Below are 20,236 nucleotides of genomic sequence, written 5' to 3'. Positions count from 1 at the left end.
GGCGTTTGAGGCTCGGGGGCTCGGGGCGCGGCCCCCGGAAGGTGGGTCCGGAGTCACACCGGGCCTTGTCCACAGGCTTCCGCACCCGCGAAGCGCAGCGGATAGGCTGGGCGGATGACGCGAGCCGAGCAGCCAACGGTCGTGACCGCCCCGGCGAACCCCACCTACGACGAAGCCCTAGCCGCGGATTCCCGCGAGCGTGCGGTGCGCGCCCTGCTGCGCACGCCCAGGCTGCGCCGGCTGTGGAGCACCCAGCTGGTGAGCGGCATCGGAGACGCCCTCGCCCTGCTGGTGCTGGTGCTGCTGGCCCTCCAGGCCGCGGCCACGGAAGGGGCGTTCGGCGGCGGATACCGCGGCGCGGCCCTCGCCGTCGCCGCCGTCTTCGGGGTCCGGATCCTCGCCACCCTCCTCTTCGGCGCGGTCCTCCTCGGCCCGTTCGCCGGGCTCCTCGGCTCGGGCGGCAAGCTGGACCGCCGCTGGACGATGATCGGCGCCGACGGACTCCGCATCGGCCTCTTCGTCGTCGCCCCGCTCTGGCTCGACTGGATCCCGGCCCACGCGCTCACCGCGCTGCTGGCCACCGTCTTCGTCTCCGGCGCCGCCGAGCGGCTGTGGACCCTGGCCAAGGAGAGCGCGGCGCCCGCCCTGCTGCCCGCGCCGCCGCCGGAGGGGGCGACCGTACGGCCGCTCCCGGACCACCTGGACGCGCTGCGGCGGCTGACCCTGCGTACGGCTTTCGCGGCGCTCCCGATCGCGGCGGCCGCGCTGCTCGCCGCGACCCTGGTGGGCAAGGCGCTCGGCCTCGGCGTGGACTGGTTCGCCGCGAACCAGGCCGCTCTCGGTTCGTACGTGGCCGCGGGCCTGTTCGCCGCGTCGGTCTCGCTGCTGCTCCCGCTGGTGCTGCCCACCGGGGCGACCCCGCGCCCGCGTTCCCCGCTGGAGGGCCTGCGCGCCCCCAAGGCGGGCGACCGGCCCGACAAGGGCCGTACGGGCGCCATCCCCCTGCTGGTCATGAGCTGCGCCGCGGTCGCCGGAGCGGTGTCCTGCGCCGTGGCCGTGGCCGTCCTGCACGCCTTCGACCTGGGCGGCGGGCCGGCCGCCTTCGCCCTGTTCGTGCTCGCGCTGGTCGGCGGCACCGCCGTCGGCATCCGCGCCACCCAGGCCGGCAAGGTGCTGCCCGGCCTGTCCCGGCGCCGGCTGCTCGCCCTCGCCATAGCGGTGACCGGGCTCGCGCTGCTGCTCACCGGGCTCGTCCCGGACACCGCGACCGTGCTCTTCCTCTCGCTGCTCGCCGGCACCGCCGCGGGTATCGCGGCCAGCGCCGGCCACACGCTGCTGGACCAGGAGACCGAGGAATTCCGCCGGGCCCGGGTCACCGAACACCTCCAGGCGGTCGTACGGGTGGCCGTGGCGCTCGGCGCCGTCGGCGCCCCTGCGCTGGCCGCGGTGATCGGCCCGCACCGGCTGACCGGCGCCGAGGTCGTCTTCGCGCACGGCGGCGCCGCCTTCACCCTGATGCTGGTGGGCGCCCTGCTGCTGCCGGTCGCCGTGGTGGTGCTCACCAAGGCCGACGACCGCGGCGGCGTACCCCTGCGGCGCGACCTGCGCGAGGCGCTGCGCGGCGGGGAGCCGGTGCAGGCCGCGTCCGACACCGGGTTCTTCATCGCCCTGGAGGGCGGCGACGGCGCCGGCAAGTCCACCCAGGTCGAGGCGCTGGCCGCCTGGATACGGGACAAGGGCCACGAGGTCGTCGTGACCCGCGAGCCCGGGGCGACCCCCGTGGGCAAGCGGCTCCGCTCGATCCTGCTCGACGTGTCCTCCGCCGGCCTCTCGAACCGCGCCGAGGCGCTGCTGTACGCCGCCGACAGGGCGGAACACGTGGACACCGTGGTGCGCCCGGCCCTGGAGCGCGGCGCGGTCGTCATCTCGGACCGCTACATCGACTCCTCGGTGGCCTACCAGGGAGCCGGCCGCGACCTCTCCCCGACGGAGATCGCGCGGATCTCGCGCTGGGCGACCGACGGGCTCGTGCCGAACCTGACGGTCCTGCTCGACGTGTCGCCGGAGGCGGCGCGGGAGCGGTTCACGGAGGCGCCGGACCGGCTGGAGTCGGAGCCGGCGGAGTTCCACCAGCGGGTGCGGTCCGGGTTCCTGACGCTCGCCGCGTCCGACCCCGGGCGCTACCTGGTGGTCGACGCGGCCCAGGACCCGGACTCGGTGACCACCGTCGTACGCCACCGCCTGGACCGGATGCTCCCGCTCTCCGAGGCCGAGGTGGCCGCCCAGGCGGAGGCCCGGCGCCTCGCCGAGGAGGAGGCCCGGCGCAAGGCCGAGGAAGAGGCGGCCCGCAAGGCGGAGGAAGCGCGGCTCCGGGCCGAGGAAGAGGCACGGCTGGCCCGCGAGGCCGAGGAAGCACGGATCAAGGCGGAGGCCGAGGCGGCGCGCAAGGCCGCCGAGGAGCGGCAGCGCGCCGAGGAGGAGGCCCGGGCCAGGGCCGAGGCCGAGCGGCTGCGGCTGGAGGCCGAGGAGAAGGCCCGTGCGGCGGAGGCCGAGCGACTGCGCCGGCAGGCCGAGGAAGAGGCCCGGCTGCGGGCGGAGGCCGAGGAGCGGCGGCTGGAGAAGCAGCGTAGGGCCGAGGAGGCCCTGCTGAAGGCCGAGGAGGCACGCCGGCTGGTGGAGGCCGCGTCGGCCGAGGCGGCGGCGAAGGCCGCGGCCGCCGCTGCCGCGGCGGAGGCCGCTGCGGCTTCGGCCGCTGCTCCGGCGCCCGCTCCCGCTCCCGCTCCCGCTCCCGCTCCCGCTCCCGCTTCGGCTTCGGCTCCGACTCCGGCGCCTGCTCCCAAGGTGCCCATGACGAAGGAGCCGCACCCGGACGACGCGGTGACGGTCGAGACCCCTGTGGTCAAGCGGGTGGTCCAGCCGGACGACGTCACCCAGACCGTCCCCGTGCCGAAGGTGGACCGGGCGTCCGCCGACGAGACGGCCGTGCTGCCGCCCGTTCGCCCGGCCGACGAGACGGCCGTGCTGCCGCCGGTCCGCCCGGGGGCCGCCCCGCAGGGCGGCGGCAGCGGCGCCGGCGCCGGTACCGGTCGGGCCCGGTCCGCTTCGCGGCCGACGGCCCGGCGCCCCGAGGAGAACCCGGCCGACCGGGTGCCGTCGGGCATCTTCCGGGACTCGACCAATGACCGGACGCGGGAGCTCCCCGTGCTCGGCGAGGACGGCCGGCCGCAGCGGCCGCGCCCGGACTGGGCCGAGGAGACCCCGCTGGACGACCTGCCGACGCTGGCCGACGAACTGCTGGGCCGCCACCGGGACGACGAGGACGACGAGGGCGAACGAGGACCGCGCCGCCGCCGCTGACCTCGGCGGGACCGGATTGTCAGTGGCGCCCGCCACAATGGGTGCACGGAGAGTGAAAGGTGGTGGGCGGCATGCCCGTATGGGACGACCTGGTGGGACAGGAGCGGGTCCAGACGCAGCTGTCCGCCGCCGCCCGCGACGCCGATGCCCTGGTCACGGCCATCACGAACGGGACCGCCCCGCCCGCGGCGTCCAAGATGACCCACGCCTGGCTGTTCACCGGCCCGCCCGGATCCGGGCGGGTCACCGCCGCCCGGGCCTTCGCGGCCGCCCTGCAGTGCACCAGCCCCGACCGCGCCCTCGGGGGTGAGCCCGGCTGCGGGTTCTGCGACGGCTGCCACACCACGATGGTCGGCACGCACGCGGACGTCTCCACCGTCGTCGCGGTCGGCAGTCAGATCCTCGTCGCCGACATGCGGGACACCGTCCGCAAGTCCTATACGTCACCCGCCACCGGCCGCTGGCAGGTCATCCTCGTCGAGGACGCCGAGCGGCTGAACGAGAAGTCCGCCAACGCGGTCCTCAAGGCCGTGGAGGAGCCCGCGCCCCGGACGGTCTGGCTGCTGTGCTCGCCCTCCGTGGAGGACGTGCTGCCGACCATCCGCTCCCGCTGCCGCCACCTCAACCTCAGCACCCCCTCGGTCGCGGCCGTCGCCGACATGCTGGTGCGGCGGGACGGCGTCGAGCCGACGCTCGCCCTGGCCGCCGCCAGGGCCACCCAGGGGCACGTCGACCGCGCCCGTCGGCTGGCCACCGACGAGGAGGCCCGGTCGCGCAGGGCGACGGTTCTGAAGCTCCCGCTCCGGGTGGACGACGTCGGAGCCTGCCTCAAGGCCGCCCAGGAGCTGGTGGACGCCGCCGCCGAGGACGCCAAGCAGGTCGCGGAGGAGGTCGACACCAAGGAGACCGAGGAGCTGAGGACCGCGCTCGGCGCCGGAGCGGGCGCCGGCAGCCGGATGCCGCGCGGCACCGCGGGTGTGATGAAGGAGCTGGAGGACCGGCAGAAACGCCGCCGCACCAGGACCCAGCGCGACACCCTCGACCTTGCGCTGACCGACCTCACCGGCTTCTACCGGGACGTCCTCGCCCTGCAGCTCGGCTCGTCCGTGGCCATCGCCAATGAGGAGATACGGCAGGACCTCGACCGGATCGTGCGGGCCTCGGGTCCCGAGCGGACCCTGCGCCGGATCGAGGCGATCATCGCCTGCCGGGAGGCCCTCGACCGCAACGTCGCCCCCCTCCTCGCGGTCGAGGCGATGACGATGGCGCTGCGCGCGGGCTGACCACCGCCGGGGCCACGCCGGGGCCTCCGCCGGGCCGGGCCTCCTCCGGGCGGCCGTCTGTCCGTTGCCCGGCCGCCGCCCGGGTCCACACCCGGTTGACGGGTTCACCCGTATGGGCGGACCGGCCGCCGTGGCCGGGACGGACCCGGTCCGTGCCCTGCCCGGCGGGGGCCACGGAAGGCCCGCAGCCGTCCGCCGCGGAAGAGCCTCCCGGCCTCCTCCGGCGGCCGTACGCTCCGGGGATGGACACCAGTCGCGTGCTGCGTACGACCGGGACCGTGATCGCAGCCGCCGGGCTGCTGCTCTCCGGGTGCACCTCGGGCGGTCTGGAAGCCCCCCGGGCCGCCCCGGGCGGATCGGAAGCAGCGCGCGCCGCCGAGTCCTCCGGAGCGGAGTCCGGCAGTCCGTCGGCGCGGCTGTCCCCCGACGCGGCCGCGCTGCGTCCGTACTACGAGCAGAAGCTGACCTGGCGCGAGTGCGGCGTCCCCGGATTCCAGTGCTCCACCATGAAGGCCCCCCTGGACTACGCGAACCCGCGCTCCGGCCAGGACATCGACATCGCGGTGGCGCGCCGTGTGGCCACCGGTCCCGGCAAGCGGCTCGGCTCACTCGTGGTCAACCCGGGCGGCCCGGGCGGCTCGGGCATCGGCTACCTGCAGGCGTACGCGGGCATCGGTTACCCCGCGCCGGTCCGCGCCCGGTACGACATGGTCTCCTTCGATCCGCGCGGGGTGGACCGCAGCAGCCCCGTCGAGTGCCTGACCGGCCCGGCCATGGACGCGTACACGCAGGTGGACCAGACGCCGGACGACCCGGCGGAGCGGGCCGAGCTGGTGGCCGCCTTCAAGAAGTTCGCGGCCGGCTGCCAGGAGCGCTCGCAGCGGGTGCTGCCGCACGTCTCCACCGTCGACGCCGCCCGCGACATGGACCTGCTGCGCGCCGTGCTCGGCGACAAGAAGCTCACGTACGTCGGGGCCTCGTACGGGACTCTCCTCGGGGCGACGTACGCGGACCTGTTCCCGGACCGCGTCGGCCGGCTGGTCCTGGACGGTGCGATGGACCCCTCCCGGTCCGCGATCGACCTGAACCGGGATCAGACGGCCGGGTTCGAGACGGCCTTCACCTCCTTCGCCAAGGACTGCGCGAAGCAGCCCGACTGCCCCCTCGGCAAGGGCGACCCGGACGCGGTGGCGGCGCGCCTGAAGGAGTTCTTCCGCAAGGTCGACGCCCAGCCCGTGCCCAGCGGGGACGCGGACCGCCCGCTCGGCGAGTCCCTCGCCACGACCGGGGTGATCGCGGCGCTGTACGACGAGAGCGCCTGGCCGCAGCTGCGCGAGGCGCTCACGTCGGCGATGAACGGCGACGGATCGGGCCTGCTCAGCCTGGCCGACAGCTACTACGAGCGCGACGCGGACGGCAAGTACGCCAACCTGATGTTCGCGAACGCCGCCGTGAACTGCCTCGACCAGCCCCCGGCCTTCAAGGACCCGGCGGCGGTCGATGCCGCGCTGCCCTCCTTCGAGAAGGCCTCCCCGGTCTTCGGCGCGGGTCTGGCCTGGGCCTCGCTGAACTGCGGGTACTGGCCGGTGGCGGCCACGGGCACGGCGGAGAGGCTGACCGCGAAGGGCGCCCCGCCGATCGTGGTGGTGGGCACGACGCGGGACCCGGCGACCCCGTACAAGTGGGCGCAGGCGCTGGCCGGCCAGCTCGACTCGGGCACCCTCCTCACCTACGACGGCGACGGCCACACGGCGTACGGGCGCGGCAGCGACTGCATCGACACCGCGATCAACCGCTACCTCCTGGAGGGCAAGGCGCCGGCGGACGGCAAGAAGTGCTGATGCCGCTGGCGGGCTGAACGGGCGATCGGACCCGGTCAGTGCGCGGACCCGGTGGTCTTGAAGGTGCCGGGCACCATCCACACCACGAGCACCAGGACCACGGCCGCGATGCCGATCGAGACGTACGAGGTCGTGGTCAGGGCGCTGTCGAAGGCGTCGCGGGCCCGCTCCACCAGCCCGGCCGCCTCGGCCGGCCGCCCGGCCGGCAGGCTCTCGGCGTACTCCTTCGCCCCGCCGATCGACTCGGCCGCCTGGGCGGGCGCACCGGCCATCTGCGCGGCGTACGCGGCCGCGTGGACGGAACCGAGGAGCGCCACGCCGAGGCCCACGCCGAGCTCGTACGAGGTCTCGGACACGGCTCCGGCCTGGCCGGCCCGCTCCGCGGGGACCGCCGAGACGAGCACCGAGGCGGCGGTGGTGACGGCGAGGCCGTCGCTGAAGCCGAGGGTGACCAGGAAGACGGCGATGTAGGCGTACGAGGTCGGCTGCGGGGCCAGGGCCAGCAGGGTGAACCCGGCCACCAGCCCGGCCAGGCCGATCGCCATGCAGGCCCGTACGCCGATCCGGTGCATCAGCGTCGGCGTCAGGAGCGAGCTGCCGAGCATGGCGAGCGCGGTGGGAAGGGTGCGCAGGCCGGCTTCGAAGGGGGAGTAGCCGTGGACGTACTGGAGCCACAGCGAGACCAGGAACAGCGCGGCGCCGGCGGCGAGCATGGCCATGAGGGTCACGAGCGCGGCGGCGGTGAAGGGCCGATTCCGGAAGAGCCGTACGTCGAGGAGCGGATCCTTCAGCCGCAGCTGGCGGCGGGCGAACCAGGCGAGCAGCCCGATCCCGACCGCCAGGACCAGCAGGTCCGCCGCCGCGGGGCGGCCCTTGGCCACGTGCTTGATGCCCCAGGCGAGGGCGACGATGCCGGCGACGGAGAGCACGGCGCTGAGCAGGTCGAGGGCGTGCTGGCCGGGGTCCTTGAACTCGGGCAGCAGCCACAGGCCGGCGACGACGGTGACGACCACGATGGGGACGTTCACCCAGAAGGCGGCGGACCAGCCGTACCGCTCGACCAGCAGCCCGCCGACGACCGGCCCGATCGCGGCGCCGACGCCGGCGACGGCGGCCCAGATCCCGATGGCGAGGGCACGTTCGTGGGCGTCGGTGAAGATGTTCCGGATCAGCGAGAGGGTGGACGGCATGACCATGGCCCCGCCGACGCCGAGCAGCACCCGCCCGGCGATGAGCTGCGCCGAGCTCCCGGCGGTCGCGGCGACCACGGAGGCCACGCCGAAGAGCACGAAGCCGATCAGGAAGAGCCTCCGCCGCCCGAACCGGTCACCGACGGCGGCGGTGGTGACGAGCAGCCCGCCGAGGACCAGCCCGTAGATGTCGATGATCCACAGCTGCTGCACGGCGCTGGGGCGCAGGTCGTCGATGAGAGAGGGGAGCGCGACGTTCAGGATGGTGGCGTCCATCGCGACGAGCAGCAGGCTGGCACACAGCACGGCGAGCATCGCCCAACGCCCGGCAAGGGCCACGGGACATCTCATCCCTTCGTGGGACGCACAGCAGACGATGCCCCGAATACGGCGCATCCGTCCCAGTAGGTGACCTCCGCCGCACCCCCGCAGAACCCGGTTCGGGGCACCCGTCCACACCCTGTAGACTTGGCGCCGCTGCTGATGAGCGCCCCTCTTCGAGGGAATACTTGTCTGACCAGCGGTGCCGCCTTAGCTCAGTTGGCCAGAGCAACGCACTCGTAATGCGTAGGTCTCGGGTTCGAATCCCGAAGGCGGCTCGGATTAGCCCCAGGACTCACTCGCCGTGACCTGGGGCTTTTTCATGCCCTTTACCCGAGTGGGCATGCGGCGGCCGAGGTCTGGAGCCCCGTGCGTGAGCGCTGCGTGAGCGGACTGCCGAAGAGCTGAGGTCCGCCCGGAGGTGGGGCGCGGTGTGCCATGCCTCGCGCCTTCGGTCAAGCGGGAGTGTGCCAGTGGTGCCCTGACTAACCGCGCCGGACGTGCGCGTGATGGGTGCCCGAGTGCGATCCGAGCGTAGGGGAAGCCCGAATGCTTCCTCGCTCCGAAGTGGCCTCAGGTCTCCGACCTGAGTGGGCTTCGTCAGGCGTCCTAGAGGGGGCGCTGCCGCTCCCAGCCCCAGACCGGAGGTGGGTCCGACTTGGACCGAACTTGAAGCGCCGAAGGGCCTTCCTGCTCGGGCCGAAGTCGGTGGGTAGCTCTCGGCTCCCAGGGGTGAGACGTCTCGCCGAAGGCCAGATCGCCGTGGTCGGCACGTCACCTCTTCGGCGGCTCGCTTCGGACTGGCCGGCTCCCTGGCGCCTCGGCGATTCGTGTATGGGTGTAAAAGGTGCTCGCTATAAAGATGTCGAGGCTCTCATACCCCATGAGGCTATGCACATTAATAACCCCCTTGTGCCGTGGGCTGGTTGTGGCGACATTGGGTGACGTCCAGCAAGCCTCATCTGTCCTCGGAGCACTGATGCAACCCATCCACCACATGGCCCCCAGGAGGTATCCGTGCTTCCTCGACCCGATGCCGGAGGACCGGTTCTGTGCCATCGCGGCCCGAGGGCGGCGGGGGTGAGCGTTGGCGGCTCGGGCATCCCGAGGCTTCAGGACCTTGCCTACATCGAGGTTGCCGTAGGCAATGTCGCGGCGGGAGCGACCTTCGAACAGGTGCGGCGTGCTCTCGTCGACCGGGCCGCCGCGGTAGCGCGCGATGGCGATACGGACGGCTCGTACTCTGCTCGGAAGTGGGAGCTGGCACGGGCGGACATCAAGAAGCATGTCCATAACACCGTCGACGTCCTCAAGGAGCTTATGCGCCTTGGATGGGTCGAGAGGCACGTCCTGCCGTCTGGCCCTAACTCCGCCTATGCCCATGCCGATTCGGTGTTCATCTTGACTCCCGCAGGAGAGAGATGGGCGATGCTTGTTGCTGGTGACCGTCGTGCTGCCTACAACGCACTCACCGGCGTACTGCTTGACACGCATCCGCAGTTCGAGGGGTTCCTGCGTCTCGTTGGTGCTCGAACGGACAGTGGCTCCCGGCGGCATCTGACCATCCCGCTACTGAAGTTCAGTTCGGCGGAGTACCAGACCAATGGTGCCTACCTTGACGCATTCGTCGAGTTCGCCGCGGCCGCAGCCGCGCATGGATCACTCGGCTGGACGGCGGAACACGCCGTCATCAGTGCAAATATCCGCAGCTACGTCAGTCGGTTCGAGGAGCGGGCGCGCGCTCGGCAGAAGGAGATCAGTCGGAAGCAGTTCGCGACCACGTGCGAGGAGGCCATGGCTCGCGTCGCCTTCGGTGCGGCGGGTTGCCCGCTGGACTACATCAGTCTCGAACTGCTGCGTAGGTGGACCCGATTTCTTGGCTTGGCCAACTTCAGCTACTACGCGCCGGGTCCGCCGGCCATGCGACTCTGGCCCACCGCCACGGTTATGGGCAGTGGTGCGAGTGTGGCGATCAGTCGCCGAGTCGGGAAGGACGTTCGCCGGGCGGCACTCGACACCCTCTGGTCAGTCTGGCGTGAACAGCGCGCCGACGCGGGTGGTGGCATGTACCTGCCCGTCTGGCAGTTGAGAGCTGCTGTCTGCTGGAAGCAGCGGATCAGTGACGACGAGTTCGATCTCGCGCTGCGGGAGGCGCTGGCAGGCGATCACCGCGGGCTCGGGTTGAGCATCCACCTTGATCAGGCGTCGTTGCGGGCTGCCCCTGCCTCGACCAAGCCACTGATCATCCCCAATGCCAGCGGCCTCCGACGTGTGTTCAACGTGATCAGCATCACCCCGGAGAGCCGTACCGATGCTACGGCCAATAACGCCAAGGAGACCCAACAGCGATGACTGCCTCTACCCGTACAGCGGGCCCCGTCTGGCTGAAGAAGCAATGGGGGCTGATCAACAATCCCTTCCCGACCACCGGCATCGCCCGACTTGGCGGCAACGACCAGCGCGAAAATGGGCTCCTGTACGAGCCGGACGTCAACGCGGACAAACTCGAAGAAGCCGTCGAGAAGTTCGTACTCGGGGCCGCCTTCTCGGGCCTTCGGTTCGGTTATTTGTGGTCCACCGGCACTGGTCCGGGAGACTCTGACGCCCGTGGTTTCGGCAAGTCTGTGCTCATGCAGCACCTTACGGGGAGCCTCAACCAGGACTTCGGCCGCGCCGCTTACCTGAGCTGCGGGCTAGACGAGGACGATGCCGCCGAGGCGCCGATCTGTGGGCTGCTGACCAGCTTCGACACGGCCCAGATTCGGTCCCTGAGCGCAGCGTTGTTTACGGCCGTTGAATACGCAACGGACTTTCGCGCTGATGACGCGAGCCTCACCCTCGTCCAGCGCCTGCGCGTGGCACTGGTCGAGCGGACCGCTACCGAAGATCCGCAGAGTCTCGCGAAGTTCGTGGTCGAACAGCATCGGGACCTGCGCGGTCGCACCCTGGGGCCGCCCGACGACAAGCTCATCCTGGCTCTGTGCGACGCCGACCCGATCGTTGCCCGAGAGTACCTGGACAAGGTCAAGCCCGCTTCGCGGACCCGCAACGGGGCGGTGTATCTCGCGACGTTTCTCCTCTTCGCCGCGGCTGCTGGAATGAAACACGTCCTGCTCTGCTGCGACCAGCTGGAGGACCTGGCAAGCACCACCACGGCCAAGGCGAAGCGCGATCTGGAAACCGAGCGGTTCCGTGACATCATCCTGGAAACGCTGCCCATGGCTGACATGCTCAGCGTCGTCGTGACCATGCACCCCCGGGCCGCACTCACGATCGGCACTGCCTGGGAACTTGCGGACCTTCCGACGTTCGAGGTTTCGGAAGCCAACAAGCACAGGATCGTGGTCCTGCCGGCCCTTCGTGACCTGGGATCGGCCGTCAAGCTCCTCTCCAAGTATCTCGATGCTGCCCGCAAGAAGGCGGATCGACCGAGCGGAGACGTCCACCCGTTCACGATGGACGCCGTAGCCGCATTGTTCGGGCGGTCGAACAGGAAGCCGCGCGATGTACTGCGCAAGGCACACGGACTGATCGAGGCCGCGTCTGGCGACAACCTGGAGAGCATCGACGAGCAGGCCGTCGCGCGCTATCTCGATGCTGTCGGCCCTGACATCGAAGAGGACATTGGCCCTGTCGTGGCCGGTTCGGTGACGATGTCCCCGGACTGGAGCGAAGGGTGATGCCTTTACTCTCAGGGGCTGGAGAGGTGCCATGGCGGTAGCCGTCTGCGGCGAGTGCCAATCCCCTCTGTCGCCCTGGGAAAAGGGGCGCTGTGGATGTGGTGGGCCACGCAGGGGGGGTAACGCGGAGGTCATGTATGCGATCGCTTGCTCGATCCGAGCGCCCATCCATGTGCGTGACTTCGCTCGCCTGGCCTACCGCGACTACGGACGCAAAGTCAGTCAGCCGACCGCAAACGCAGTGCTCTCACCTGATCGGCGCTTTTGCTGGGCTGGGCAAGGCACGTACGCCCTGTACCGGCACGGCCCGCTGCCTGGCCCACGGAACCTGGAAGAGGCCAGCCGCTTGGTCCTCCTCGCAGCCGGCGAGCCCATGACGGTTGACGCTTTGGACTACTGCTTGAAACAGCTGGGCTATCGGTACAACGTTGCCTCCCTAAAGAATGCGATCAGAGGGTCCAGGAAGATCAGTTGGCAGCAGGATGGCCGGTGGGCGCACTCGGTAGGGGGTGATGCCGAGCGTGAGCTTGCCCGGCAGATAGCCGTCGTTCCGGAGAGGCAGCACGCTGCATGGGCGGTTGTGCGTGATGCCTTGGCCCAGCGGGTCCTGGGTTTGATCGCGCAGCGAGCCGAGCGGCTGCGTCACCTCGGTCGTCCCCATCGTTTCGGCCTTGATTGGGGTGAGGAGCCAGGTGCCGTGATGCTGATGACCTAGCGTTTCGAATCCCGAAGGTGGTTCCGAGAAGGGCCAGGTCAGATACCTGCTGACCTGGCCCTCTTGCTTCCGGTGACGGTTCAGGGCACGTGGCGGCCCGGGGTGCTTTGCCCCGTCTGCGAGCAAGACGGGTGTCCGCCATTGGAACCGGCCTTATTGACCTTGTCCCTCTTCCCCTTGACCTTCGCCTTCTCGGCCCGCTTGGCCTGCTTGGCGGCCTTGCGGGCCTGCTTCTCCTGCTCCGCCTTGCGTTGGAGGGGGACCAGCTTGGCCGTGGCCTCGGCGGCGCTCTTGCCGACGTGGGGGAGCACGCTCTGGTAGATGTCGCGCGTGATTCGGGTGTCACTGTGCCCGAGGGTGTCCGACACGATCTTGATGTCGATATCGGCGGCCAGCATGAGCGTGGCCGCGCCGTGCCGGAGGTCGTGCAGCCGGATCGGCGGCAGCCCGGAGGTCGACACGAGCCGCTCGAAGAGATCGGTCACCTTGCCCGGGTGGAGCCAGGAGCCGTCCTCCTGCGTGAAGACGAGCCCCGTGTTCACCCAGGCAGCCCCCCACTCGGCGCGGTCGGCCTCCTGCTGCTTGCGGTGCCGTTCCAGGACGCCGACTGTGTCGTCGTCGAGTGCGACGACCCGGAAGCCGCTGTCCGTCTTCGGCTCGGACGCCTCGACCTCCCAGCCGTCCTGGACGAGCTGCCCCGTCACGGTGAGGGAATGCCGGTCGAGATTGGTCTCCGACCACGGCTGTCCGCACGCCTCACCTCGCCGGAGGCCCCGGAACGCGATCAGGTGCCACATCGCGTACAGCCGGTCGTCGGCGACGAAGTCGAGGAAGGCGCCTGTCTGTTCCGGCGTCCAGACCATCACCGGGGAGGGCTTCTCGCCGGTCTGCTCCCACTTGGCGACCCGCTCGTCCGTCCACACCAGCGCCTTCGGCTTGCGCACCGGATCGATCTCGACGTGGGCCGCCGGGTTGAACGTGATGATCTGCTGCCCGATCGCATCGTTCAGGGACGCGCGGAGAGTCGCCTTCACGTGCTGGCGCGTCGCCGGACCTGTCACTCGGCGGAAGGCCGGCATCGCGTCGAGCGCGGCCTTCAGCGCCTTCCGGCGAGCACGGTTCTCGCCGCCCTTCCACGGGATCGTCGCCAACTCTTCTACGGCAGCACGTCGCTGGGCGTTCTGCTCCAAGACCTCGGCGTTGCCGTCGGCGATGGCCGTGAACATCTCGCTCAGGTGGCTGACCCGCAGCCGGTCGAGGCGCCGGTGCCCGATGCGCGGCTTGAGGTGCACGCGGATGTCGGTCTCGTACCGGCTGATGCCCGACTTCCGGATTCGCTTGCCCGCCAGCCAGCGGTCCAGCCACTCGGCGACGGTCAGGCTGCCGACGAGGTCCTGGCCGGCCTTGAGCCGCCGCCGGGTCTCCTCCACCTCGGGCAGGGGCAGTTTCTCGCCGCTGACTTCGGCGAGCATCTCGGCGACCAGCTGTATGCCTTCGGGGTCGTCGGCGTCTACGAGTCCCAGGAGGGCTCGTACCTGGTCGAGGTCGGCCTGGGCCGCCTTGAGGCTGCTGTACCCGCCACGGGCGAAGGATCGCCGGCTGCCGTCCTCGTGGGGCGGCAGCTCCTGGCGTATGGAGTAGGTGCAGTGGTTCCTGCTGTTGCGCTTGGGGCAGGAAGTGCCGAGTTCCTTGCCGGTCTTGGGGTCGCGGCAGGAGCAGCGGCGGTAGGTGGAGCCCTTCAAATGTCGTCCTCTTCGTCGGTGCCGGTGTCGGGTGGGTCGATGTTGGTGAGTGCTGGTGGCAGTTCTGGCGGGGTGGCGCCCTCTTCGCGGATGTCCTCGCGGACGCCAAGGAGACTCCATTTGGCCTCGTCGGCACGCTTGGCGTAGTCGTCCTTCCTGCGTTCGGCTTCCTCGCGCTGGGTGGGTGTGGTCGCCGTCTTCGCTGCGAACTCAGCCCGCTCCGTCTCGCGTAGGGCCTCCTCGACGGTGCGGACCAGGCTGGCGTGGCGGTTGAAGTCGGGGATCAGTCCGGAGTCGAGGACGTCGTGGCTGGGCTCCTCGGCGGTGAACTTCCGCATGGCCTCCCAGGTCGGGATGAGCTCGTGGAAGGGAAGTTCCTGCGTCTCCTCGACGTAGCCGACGGGGAAGATCAAGCAGATCGGGGATGTGTACAGGGCGGCGGCCAGGATCATGACATCGACCAGGGGCAGGTTGGCCCTGCGGCCTGACTCCAGGTTGGCGATCACGTTGCGCGGGATGGGGTGGCCGAGCTCTTCGCACCGCTCCGCCAGTCGCTGTGCGCTCCAGTGCATCTCCTTCCTCCGTCGCCGGACCTCGCTGGCGACGTTTTGCTTGATCCGGTCGACCCATTCCGGGAAGTCGTCCTCGTCTTCATCATCGAAACGGTGTTGTGTCATGCAGACACAATATCTTTTTCATCATGGAACTCATACGCCTGGAGCCGGATGCGATGACGTGTTCGCCGTGGGCTGTGACAAGAGGGGCGCCGAGTGCGCGATAACCCGACTGGAACCGGGCCGAATGGGATGAGCCGGGACCAGCTTCTGGCCCTACCGGTGTCCATTGACCTGGAGACGGGCAACCGTGCTCTGGGGATCGGACGGAGCAAGGGCTATGAGTTGGCGAAGCGCGACCAGTACCCGTGCAAGGTGCTCCGGGTGGGCAACGGGTACCGCGTGGTGACGGCGGACCTGCTGAACCTGCTGGGTCTGGCCGCTTGAGGGCGAGGGAAGGTATCAGGGCGTTCTGCGTTGAGCTGACACAGAAGCGCTGGACTGTGCCCGGGGTCGTACGTACCGTTCGTGTTCCCCCGGCGCGGTCAAGTGCCCCTGGGGAATGGGTGAGCCCCCGACGCGCCAACGTCGGAGGCCCTGGCAATACCCACACACGCGATCACACGGTCGACCCGAGTGGCCTGCATGCACGCGGCCACAGGAGAAGGAGCTGCCTCTTGAAACCTACGACATCCACGCCCCCTGCCGCACCCGCCGAGGCGAGCTGGCCCGTGACCGCAATCCCCGGTCAGCCGGGCGCCCATCTCGCCTCGATGGAGCAGCCGGACACCACACCCGAGGCGCCCCTGGTCGAGCAGGACGCTGCCTCCTTCGGGCCCCGTCCCGAAGGTGAACAGGTCCTGGATGACCTGGCCGCACAGATCAAGCGCTACGTCATCCTGCCCAGCGGCGAGGCCCTGACAGCAGTGGTCTTGTGGGTGGCGGCCACCCACCTGCAGACCGCGTGGCAGCACGCACCGCGCCTGGCTGTGGTCGGTCCGGCGAAGCGGTGCGGCAAGTCCCGCCTGCTGGATGTGGTCACCGAGACGGTCCATGATCCGCTGGTCACGGTGAACGCCTCGGCTGCCGCGATCTTCCGGTCGATCACGGAGGCTCCGCCCACGCTGCTGGTCGACGAGGCGGACACCCTGTTCGGCTCGGCGAAGGTGGCGGAGAAGAACGAGGAGATGCGCGGCCTGCTGAACGCCGGCCATCAGCGCAACCGGCCCACGCTGCGGGTGTCCGGCCCCAACCATGAGGTGTCGAAGTTCCCCACCTTCGCCATGGCCGCCCTCGCCGGCATCGGCGACCTCCCCGACACGATCATGGACCGGTCGGTCGTGATCCGGATGCGACGGCGCAGGCCGGGCGAGAAGGTGGCGGAATTCCGCAGCGCCCGCGACATCCCCGCACTCAACACCCTGCGCGACCGGCTCGTGGGCTGGCTGGCCCCACTGCGCACCGCCGCGATGGAGCTGACGCCCGCCATGCCGGTCGAGGACCGGGCCGCCGACACATGGGAGCCACTGGTCGCCGTCGCCGACCTCGCCGGAGGCGGCTGGCCTGAGCGTGCCCGTACCGCCTGCCGGGCGATGACGAAGCATGAGGCGGAGCAGGACCAGGACAGCAGCGGCCTGGGCATCCGGCTGCTGGCGGACATCCGCCGCGCCTTCGAGAGCGAGGGCAATCCGCCGGTGATCCGCACCAGCCGTCTCCTGGACATCCTGAACAAGGACGAGGAGACGCCCTGGCCGGACTACACGGCCAGTGGCCTGACGCCGCGTGGTCTGCAGATCCTGCTGAAGGACTACGGCATCAGCTCGGCCAACCGCCGCTTCCACGGCGACGTCCAGGCCAAGGGCTTCACCCGCCTGCAGTTCACCGACGCCTGGGCCCGCTACTGCCCTGCCCCGCAGCCGGAACCTGCCGCCGGGGCCTGACCTGGCACCACCCGTCGCGACCCGTCGCGCCGCAGGTCAGACCGGTTACGAGTCGCTGGCCCGCAACGAGTCGACTCGACATCACCGCCCCACCCGTACCTGCCCTGACCAGGCCTGCGACGAGTCGCAACGGGTCCACATCCCCCACGGGCGGCCACGCCCTGCCATCCCTGTCCTTGCCGTGGCGTGGCCGCCCCCTGCCCTCCCCACTGCCCTTGGAGTACATCCGCTTGTCCGCACCCGCCACCCCAGCTACCAGCACCCGGGGCCTCACCGCGATCCGCGTAGGCATCGCCGTCATCGGCGTCACCGGCTTCGCCCTCTCTTACGCCGCCCTGCGTCAGATGGCCGTCGCCACCAACACCCCCGGCCCGCTCACCTACGCCTTCCCCATCCTGATCGACGGGTTCATCGCCATCGGTACCGGCGCCCTCCTCCTTATGCGCACCGCGCCCTTGCGGGCCCGGCTGTACGTGTGGTCCCTGGTCGGCGTCGCAACTCTGACCAGCGTCTGGGCCAACGCCCTGCACGCGATCCGCCTCAACCAGCAAATCCGCCATGAAGGCATCCGCCTGGATGACGTGACCGTCGGCGCCCTTTCCGCCATCGCACCTCTCGCACTGGCCGGAGCGGTCCACTTCTACCTGCTCACCCGTCACCACCAAGCCCGCCACGAGCTACCCGCACACCCGGCGCAGCAGCCACCGGCGGAACTCCCCACGCCCCAGGTCGACGGCGGCGGTATGGCGGAAAGCCCTCCCGCTGTCGCGGACGTCCCGACCCCGACCTCGGCCCCGCCGACGACCTCTACGGCCAAGCCCAGGGGCCGGCGTCCCAGCGCCAGCGTGGACCAGCTCGTCGCGATCGGACGCACGGTCCCACGAGGCCCAAACGGACTGATCCAGCGCACCAAGTTCGAGGCCGCAGTCCGGGGCGAGGGCCACCCCGTCGCCAAGGACCGCCTGGTCGAGGCCATGGACATCATCCACGCCGAAACGGGCACCACGGCCGACACGCCTGCCTGACCGACCCGCCTTGCCTGCCGGGCCGCCCCCGCACGGACCCGACACGGGGGCGGCCCCTCGTTCACGGCCTCCATCGCCGTGACCCCACTACCCCATCCCAGACCTGCCCAGGAGCTTCCCCATGCACGACCACTCGAACCAACTCCTCACTCTCTCCGGACACATGCCCTCCACCCCAGCCACAGATCAGGCAGCAAGGTATGGCGTTGGACCGTCCAAGCGCCGGTCCAACGCAGCCTCCGCCCCGGGGGCGGCGGAGGAGCTCCGGCGCGAGGGCGCACCGGAGCGGGGAGGGGCGAGCGAACCCGTCGGCGTTACCGCCGTCGTGCGTGCTGCTGATGAAGCCGCGCTGTACCGCGTTGCCCGCCGCCGTGCCCGCGAAGACGTCCAGCGCATCCAGCGCGTCGACGTCCGCTACAGCGTCACCGAGAAGCAGTCGATCCTTGCCGAAGCCCAACGCCTGGGCCTGGCCGCCGCGCACCTCGTCGGCGCGATCGTCATGGCTTACCTCCACGGCCACTTCGAGATCCCCGGCCAGCGCACCTCCTTCGACGACCTCATCGACGAGCTCGCCGCCCTTCGCTCGGAGATCGCCCCGATCGGCAAGAACGTCAACCAGATCGCCTTCAAACTCAACTCCGGCGGCCATCCCCACCCTGTGGACAGTGCCGTCCTGGCCCAGGCCGAACGTCTCCTCGCCCTCGCCCGTACCGCAGCCGCGGCGATCGACACCGCCTCGTACCAGGCGGCCGTAGCGAAGCAGGCGGCCTGATTGATCGCGAAGATCGGCAAGGCCGGCGCCAACACCCGTGGCGTCTTGAACTACCTCTACGGGCCCGGCCGCGCGAACGAGCACACGGACCCCCACCTCGTGGCCTCCTGGGACGACTTCGCACCCGACCCCGGCCGCGACGAGACCGCGACACTCGCCCAGCTTGCCACCGCCCTCGACCTTCGGGTGAAGCAGGCAGGCGACCGCGCCCCAGATCAGCACGTGTGGCACTGCTCGGTCCGGGCCGCACCCGAAGACCGAACCCTGTCCGACGGCGAGTGGGCAGCGATAGCCCGCCGCGTCCTGAACGCCGCCGGCATCGCCCCCGCCGGCGATCCCGACGCCTGCCGCTGGGTCGCGGTCCGCCATGCCGATGACCACATCCACATCGTCGCCACCAAGGTCCGAGGCGACCTCACCCCACCCCGCAACTGGAACGACTACGTGCGCGCCGACAAGGAATGCGCCGCGATCGAGAAGGAGTATGGCCTGCGCCAGGTCGTACGCGGCGACGGCACGGCCACCAAACGCCCCAGCCGCGCCGAGCAGGAGAAGGCCCGCCGCACCGGCTCCGCCACAACCCCGCGCGAGCGCCTGCGCACAACCGTCCGCACCGCAGTCGCGGCGGCCACCGACACCGAGGAGTTCTTCACCATCCTCCGCGGCACGGAAGTGCTGGTGGACATCCAGCGCTTTCCCTCCGGCGACATTCGCGGCTACAAAGTCGCCTTCCCTGGCGACACGAACGCCCAGGGCGAGCCGGTGTGGTTCTCAGGCTCCACGCTCGGCCCCGACCTGTCCTACCCCAAGATCAGCGAGCGCCTAGCCCCCACCGAGCCCGCCACCATGGACGGGTACTCCGGCCGTCGGCGTACGGCATGGCAGCAGGTCTCCGACGCCGCATACCGCCTCCCTGACGTTCTCGACCAGGCCGACGACGCCGTCGCCCAGGCGCACATCACCGTGCTCGCCGAAACCCTCGACGCCCTCCCCCTCATTGCCCCCGCCGGCTACAAGCCTCAGCTGGCCCAGGCAGCCGCGGCATTCGAGCGGGCCAGCCGCTCCGGCATCCGCGCCCGCCACCAGCAGGCCCAGGCCACACGACGCGCGATCAAGGCGATCGTGCGTGAACCCGCACCCAAGGACGGAGCCCTCCTCGCGATCCTCCTCGACGCCCTCCTCCTGGCCGTCGTTGCAGCCCAACACTGGCACCACACCCGCCACCACGACCAGCAAGCCGAAGCCGCCCGCCAGACCGCCGACCACCTACGCGCCGCCTACCACGCAGCCGCCATCCAGCCCCTGACCGTGATCCACCAGCGAGGACTCCGCCTGACGGTCACGGTGCAGCAGCGGCAGGCCACCCTGCTCCGCCAAGCACTGCCGGACCTGGCCGAGCAGATCCTCACGGAGCCCGGCTGGCCCGCCCTCGCTGCCGCCCTCACCGACACGGCAGCTGCTGGTCATGACCCGGCAGTCCTGCTCGCCGAGGCCACCCGACGCCGGGAACTCGACACGGCCACCTCGATCAGCGAGGTCCTCACCTGGCGGCTCCACCGGCTCGCCGGCCTCGACCCGCAACCCGCTATGGGCGCCGCACCCACGCCCACCCCGTCCCGGGCCGCCAGGCCCGCCGTCCCCACCGACCGCCCCCGCAGGACCCGCTGACACCAGCAGCTCCACCGCGCCCCTCAGCCCGTGCTCCCCCAGCCACCGCAGACCTCAGCCCACACCCGCCGCACCTCCCGGGCCCGCGGAAACACCAGCCGACAAGGAGCCACCCCCTGAAGATCCACCCCTACGCCGACACCTTCCC

Annotated in this window: 14 protein-coding genes and 1 tRNA gene; 11 read left to right on the top strand and 4 right to left on the bottom strand. The window is 70.7% G+C overall.

The window, feature by feature from the left end:
* Window positions 1-114 precede the first annotated feature (114 nt).
* From tmk to ACZ4VT_RS16560, 3 genes are all read left to right on the top strand, one after another.
* Window positions 115-3,357 carry a dTMP kinase gene (tmk, locus tag ACZ4VT_RS16570; RefSeq protein WP_467950218.1) on the top strand — a complete coding sequence of 1,081 codons (3,243 nt, stop codon included), beginning with the start codon at window positions 115-117 and terminating at the stop codon, window positions 3,355-3,357.
* A 71-nt stretch (window positions 3,358-3,428) separates the two neighbouring features.
* Window positions 3,429-4,640, top strand: a complete 1,212-nt coding sequence (locus ACZ4VT_RS16565; RefSeq protein ID WP_467950216.1) for a DNA polymerase III subunit delta' — start codon at window positions 3,429-3,431, stop codon at window positions 4,638-4,640.
* Window positions 4,641-4,882: 242 nt separating this feature from the next.
* Window positions 4,883-6,481 (top strand): alpha/beta hydrolase, encoded by a 1,599-nt coding sequence (locus tag ACZ4VT_RS16560; RefSeq protein ID WP_467950215.1) that lies wholly within the window; start codon window positions 4,883-4,885, stop codon window positions 6,479-6,481.
* 35 nt (window positions 6,482-6,516) lie between these two features.
* Here ACZ4VT_RS16560 and ACZ4VT_RS16555 read toward each other — a convergent pair whose 3' ends face one another.
* Window positions 6,517-8,010: an MFS transporter gene (locus ACZ4VT_RS16555; RefSeq protein ID WP_467950213.1), complete on the bottom strand. Its 1,494-nt coding sequence runs from the start codon at window positions 8,008-8,010 to the stop codon at window positions 6,517-6,519.
* Between the two features lie 186 nt (window positions 8,011-8,196).
* Between ACZ4VT_RS16555 and ACZ4VT_RS16550 the strand changes: the two genes are divergently transcribed.
* The 3 genes from ACZ4VT_RS16550 to ACZ4VT_RS16540 all read left to right on the top strand — a co-directional run bounded on the left by ACZ4VT_RS16550 (window position 8,197) and on the right by ACZ4VT_RS16540 (window position 11,672).
* Window positions 8,197-8,270 (top strand) — tRNA-Thr (locus ACZ4VT_RS16550).
* An 802-nt stretch (window positions 8,271-9,072) separates the two neighbouring features.
* Window positions 9,073-10,344 (top strand): hypothetical protein, encoded by a 1,272-nt coding sequence (locus tag ACZ4VT_RS16545; protein ID WP_467950211.1) that lies wholly within the window; start codon window positions 9,073-9,075, stop codon window positions 10,342-10,344.
* Entirely contained in the window at window positions 10,341-11,672 is a 1,332-nt protein-coding gene (locus ACZ4VT_RS16540) for a hypothetical protein (protein ID WP_467950210.1), read from the top strand. Before ACZ4VT_RS16545 ends, ACZ4VT_RS16540 begins: the two co-directional genes overlap by 4 nt.
* Before the next feature lie 436 nt (window positions 11,673-12,108).
* On the opposite strand, the gene ACZ4VT_RS16535 is transcribed toward ACZ4VT_RS16540, so the two are convergent.
* The 3 genes from ACZ4VT_RS16535 to ACZ4VT_RS16525 form a co-directional block, all read right to left on the bottom strand.
* The gene (locus ACZ4VT_RS16535; RefSeq protein ID WP_467950209.1) at window positions 12,109-12,333 is read right to left on the bottom strand and encodes a hypothetical protein; all 225 of its coding nucleotides are present in this window, start codon (window positions 12,331-12,333) and stop codon (window positions 12,109-12,111) included.
* 134 nt (window positions 12,334-12,467) lie between these two features.
* Window positions 12,468-14,129, bottom strand: a complete 1,662-nt coding sequence (locus ACZ4VT_RS16530; protein ID WP_467950207.1) for a tyrosine-type recombinase/integrase — start codon at window positions 14,127-14,129, stop codon at window positions 12,468-12,470.
* Window positions 14,126-14,806 (bottom strand): helix-turn-helix domain-containing protein, encoded by a 681-nt coding sequence (locus ACZ4VT_RS16525; RefSeq protein WP_467950205.1) that lies wholly within the window; start codon window positions 14,804-14,806, stop codon window positions 14,126-14,128. Before ACZ4VT_RS16525 ends, ACZ4VT_RS16530 begins: the two co-directional genes overlap by 4 nt.
* A gap of 129 nt (window positions 14,807-14,935) precedes the next feature.
* Here ACZ4VT_RS16525 and ACZ4VT_RS16520 point away from each other — a divergent pair, with 129 nt between their 5' ends.
* The 5 genes from ACZ4VT_RS16520 to ACZ4VT_RS16500 all read left to right on the top strand — a co-directional run bounded on the left by ACZ4VT_RS16520 (window position 14,936) and on the right by ACZ4VT_RS16500 (window position 20,088).
* Window positions 14,936-15,130 carry a hypothetical protein gene (locus ACZ4VT_RS16520; protein ID WP_323178882.1) on the top strand — a complete coding sequence of 65 codons (195 nt, stop codon included), beginning with the start codon at window positions 14,936-14,938 and terminating at the stop codon, window positions 15,128-15,130.
* A gap of 293 nt (window positions 15,131-15,423) precedes the next feature.
* Window positions 15,424-16,623: a DUF3631 domain-containing protein gene (locus ACZ4VT_RS16515; RefSeq protein WP_467950331.1), complete on the top strand. Its 1,200-nt coding sequence runs from the start codon at window positions 15,424-15,426 to the stop codon at window positions 16,621-16,623.
* A 230-nt stretch (window positions 16,624-16,853) separates the two neighbouring features.
* The gene (locus tag ACZ4VT_RS16510) at window positions 16,854-17,648 is read left to right on the top strand and encodes a DUF2637 domain-containing protein (protein WP_467950203.1); all 795 of its coding nucleotides are present in this window, start codon (window positions 16,854-16,856) and stop codon (window positions 17,646-17,648) included.
* A gap of 325 nt (window positions 17,649-17,973) precedes the next feature.
* Complete coding sequence (locus ACZ4VT_RS16505) at window positions 17,974-18,420, top strand: plasmid mobilization relaxosome protein MobC (RefSeq protein ID WP_467950202.1); 447 nt, start codon at window positions 17,974-17,976, stop codon at window positions 18,418-18,420.
* On the top strand, window positions 18,421-20,088 hold the full coding sequence (locus ACZ4VT_RS16500) for a relaxase/mobilization nuclease domain-containing protein (protein ID WP_467950200.1): 1,668 nt from the start codon (window positions 18,421-18,423) through the stop codon (window positions 20,086-20,088).
* Window positions 20,089-20,236 lie beyond the last annotated feature (148 nt).

The organism is Streptomyces sp. NPDC029164, assembly GCF_055563995.1.
Note: the sequence above shows the minus strand (reverse complement) of the source record. Positions and strands in the feature narration are given on the sequence as shown.

What these genes read in the sequence shown, in the direction of transcription:
- tmk (WP_467950218.1), top strand. Translation starts at nt 115, where the DNA reads ATGACGCGAGCCGAGCAGCCAACGGTCGTGACCGCCCCGGCGAACCCC.
- ACZ4VT_RS16565 (WP_467950216.1), top strand. Translation starts at nt 3,429, where the DNA reads ATGCCCGTATGGGACGACCTGGTGGGACAGGAGCGGGTCCAGACGCAG.
- ACZ4VT_RS16560 (WP_467950215.1), top strand. Translation starts at nt 4,883, where the DNA reads ATGGACACCAGTCGCGTGCTGCGTACGACCGGGACCGTGATCGCAGCC.
- ACZ4VT_RS16540 (WP_467950210.1), top strand. Translation starts at nt 10,341, where the DNA reads ATGACTGCCTCTACCCGTACAGCGGGCCCCGTCTGGCTGAAGAAGCAA.
- ACZ4VT_RS16535 (WP_467950209.1), bottom strand. Translation starts at nt 12,333, where the DNA reads ATGGGGACGACCGAGGTGACGCAGCCGCTCGGCTCGCTGCGCGATCAA.
- ACZ4VT_RS16525 (WP_467950205.1), bottom strand. Translation starts at nt 14,806, where the DNA reads ATGACACAACACCGTTTCGATGATGAAGACGAGGACGACTTCCCGGAA.
- ACZ4VT_RS16520 (WP_323178882.1), top strand. Translation starts at nt 14,936, where the DNA reads ATGAGCCGGGACCAGCTTCTGGCCCTACCGGTGTCCATTGACCTGGAG.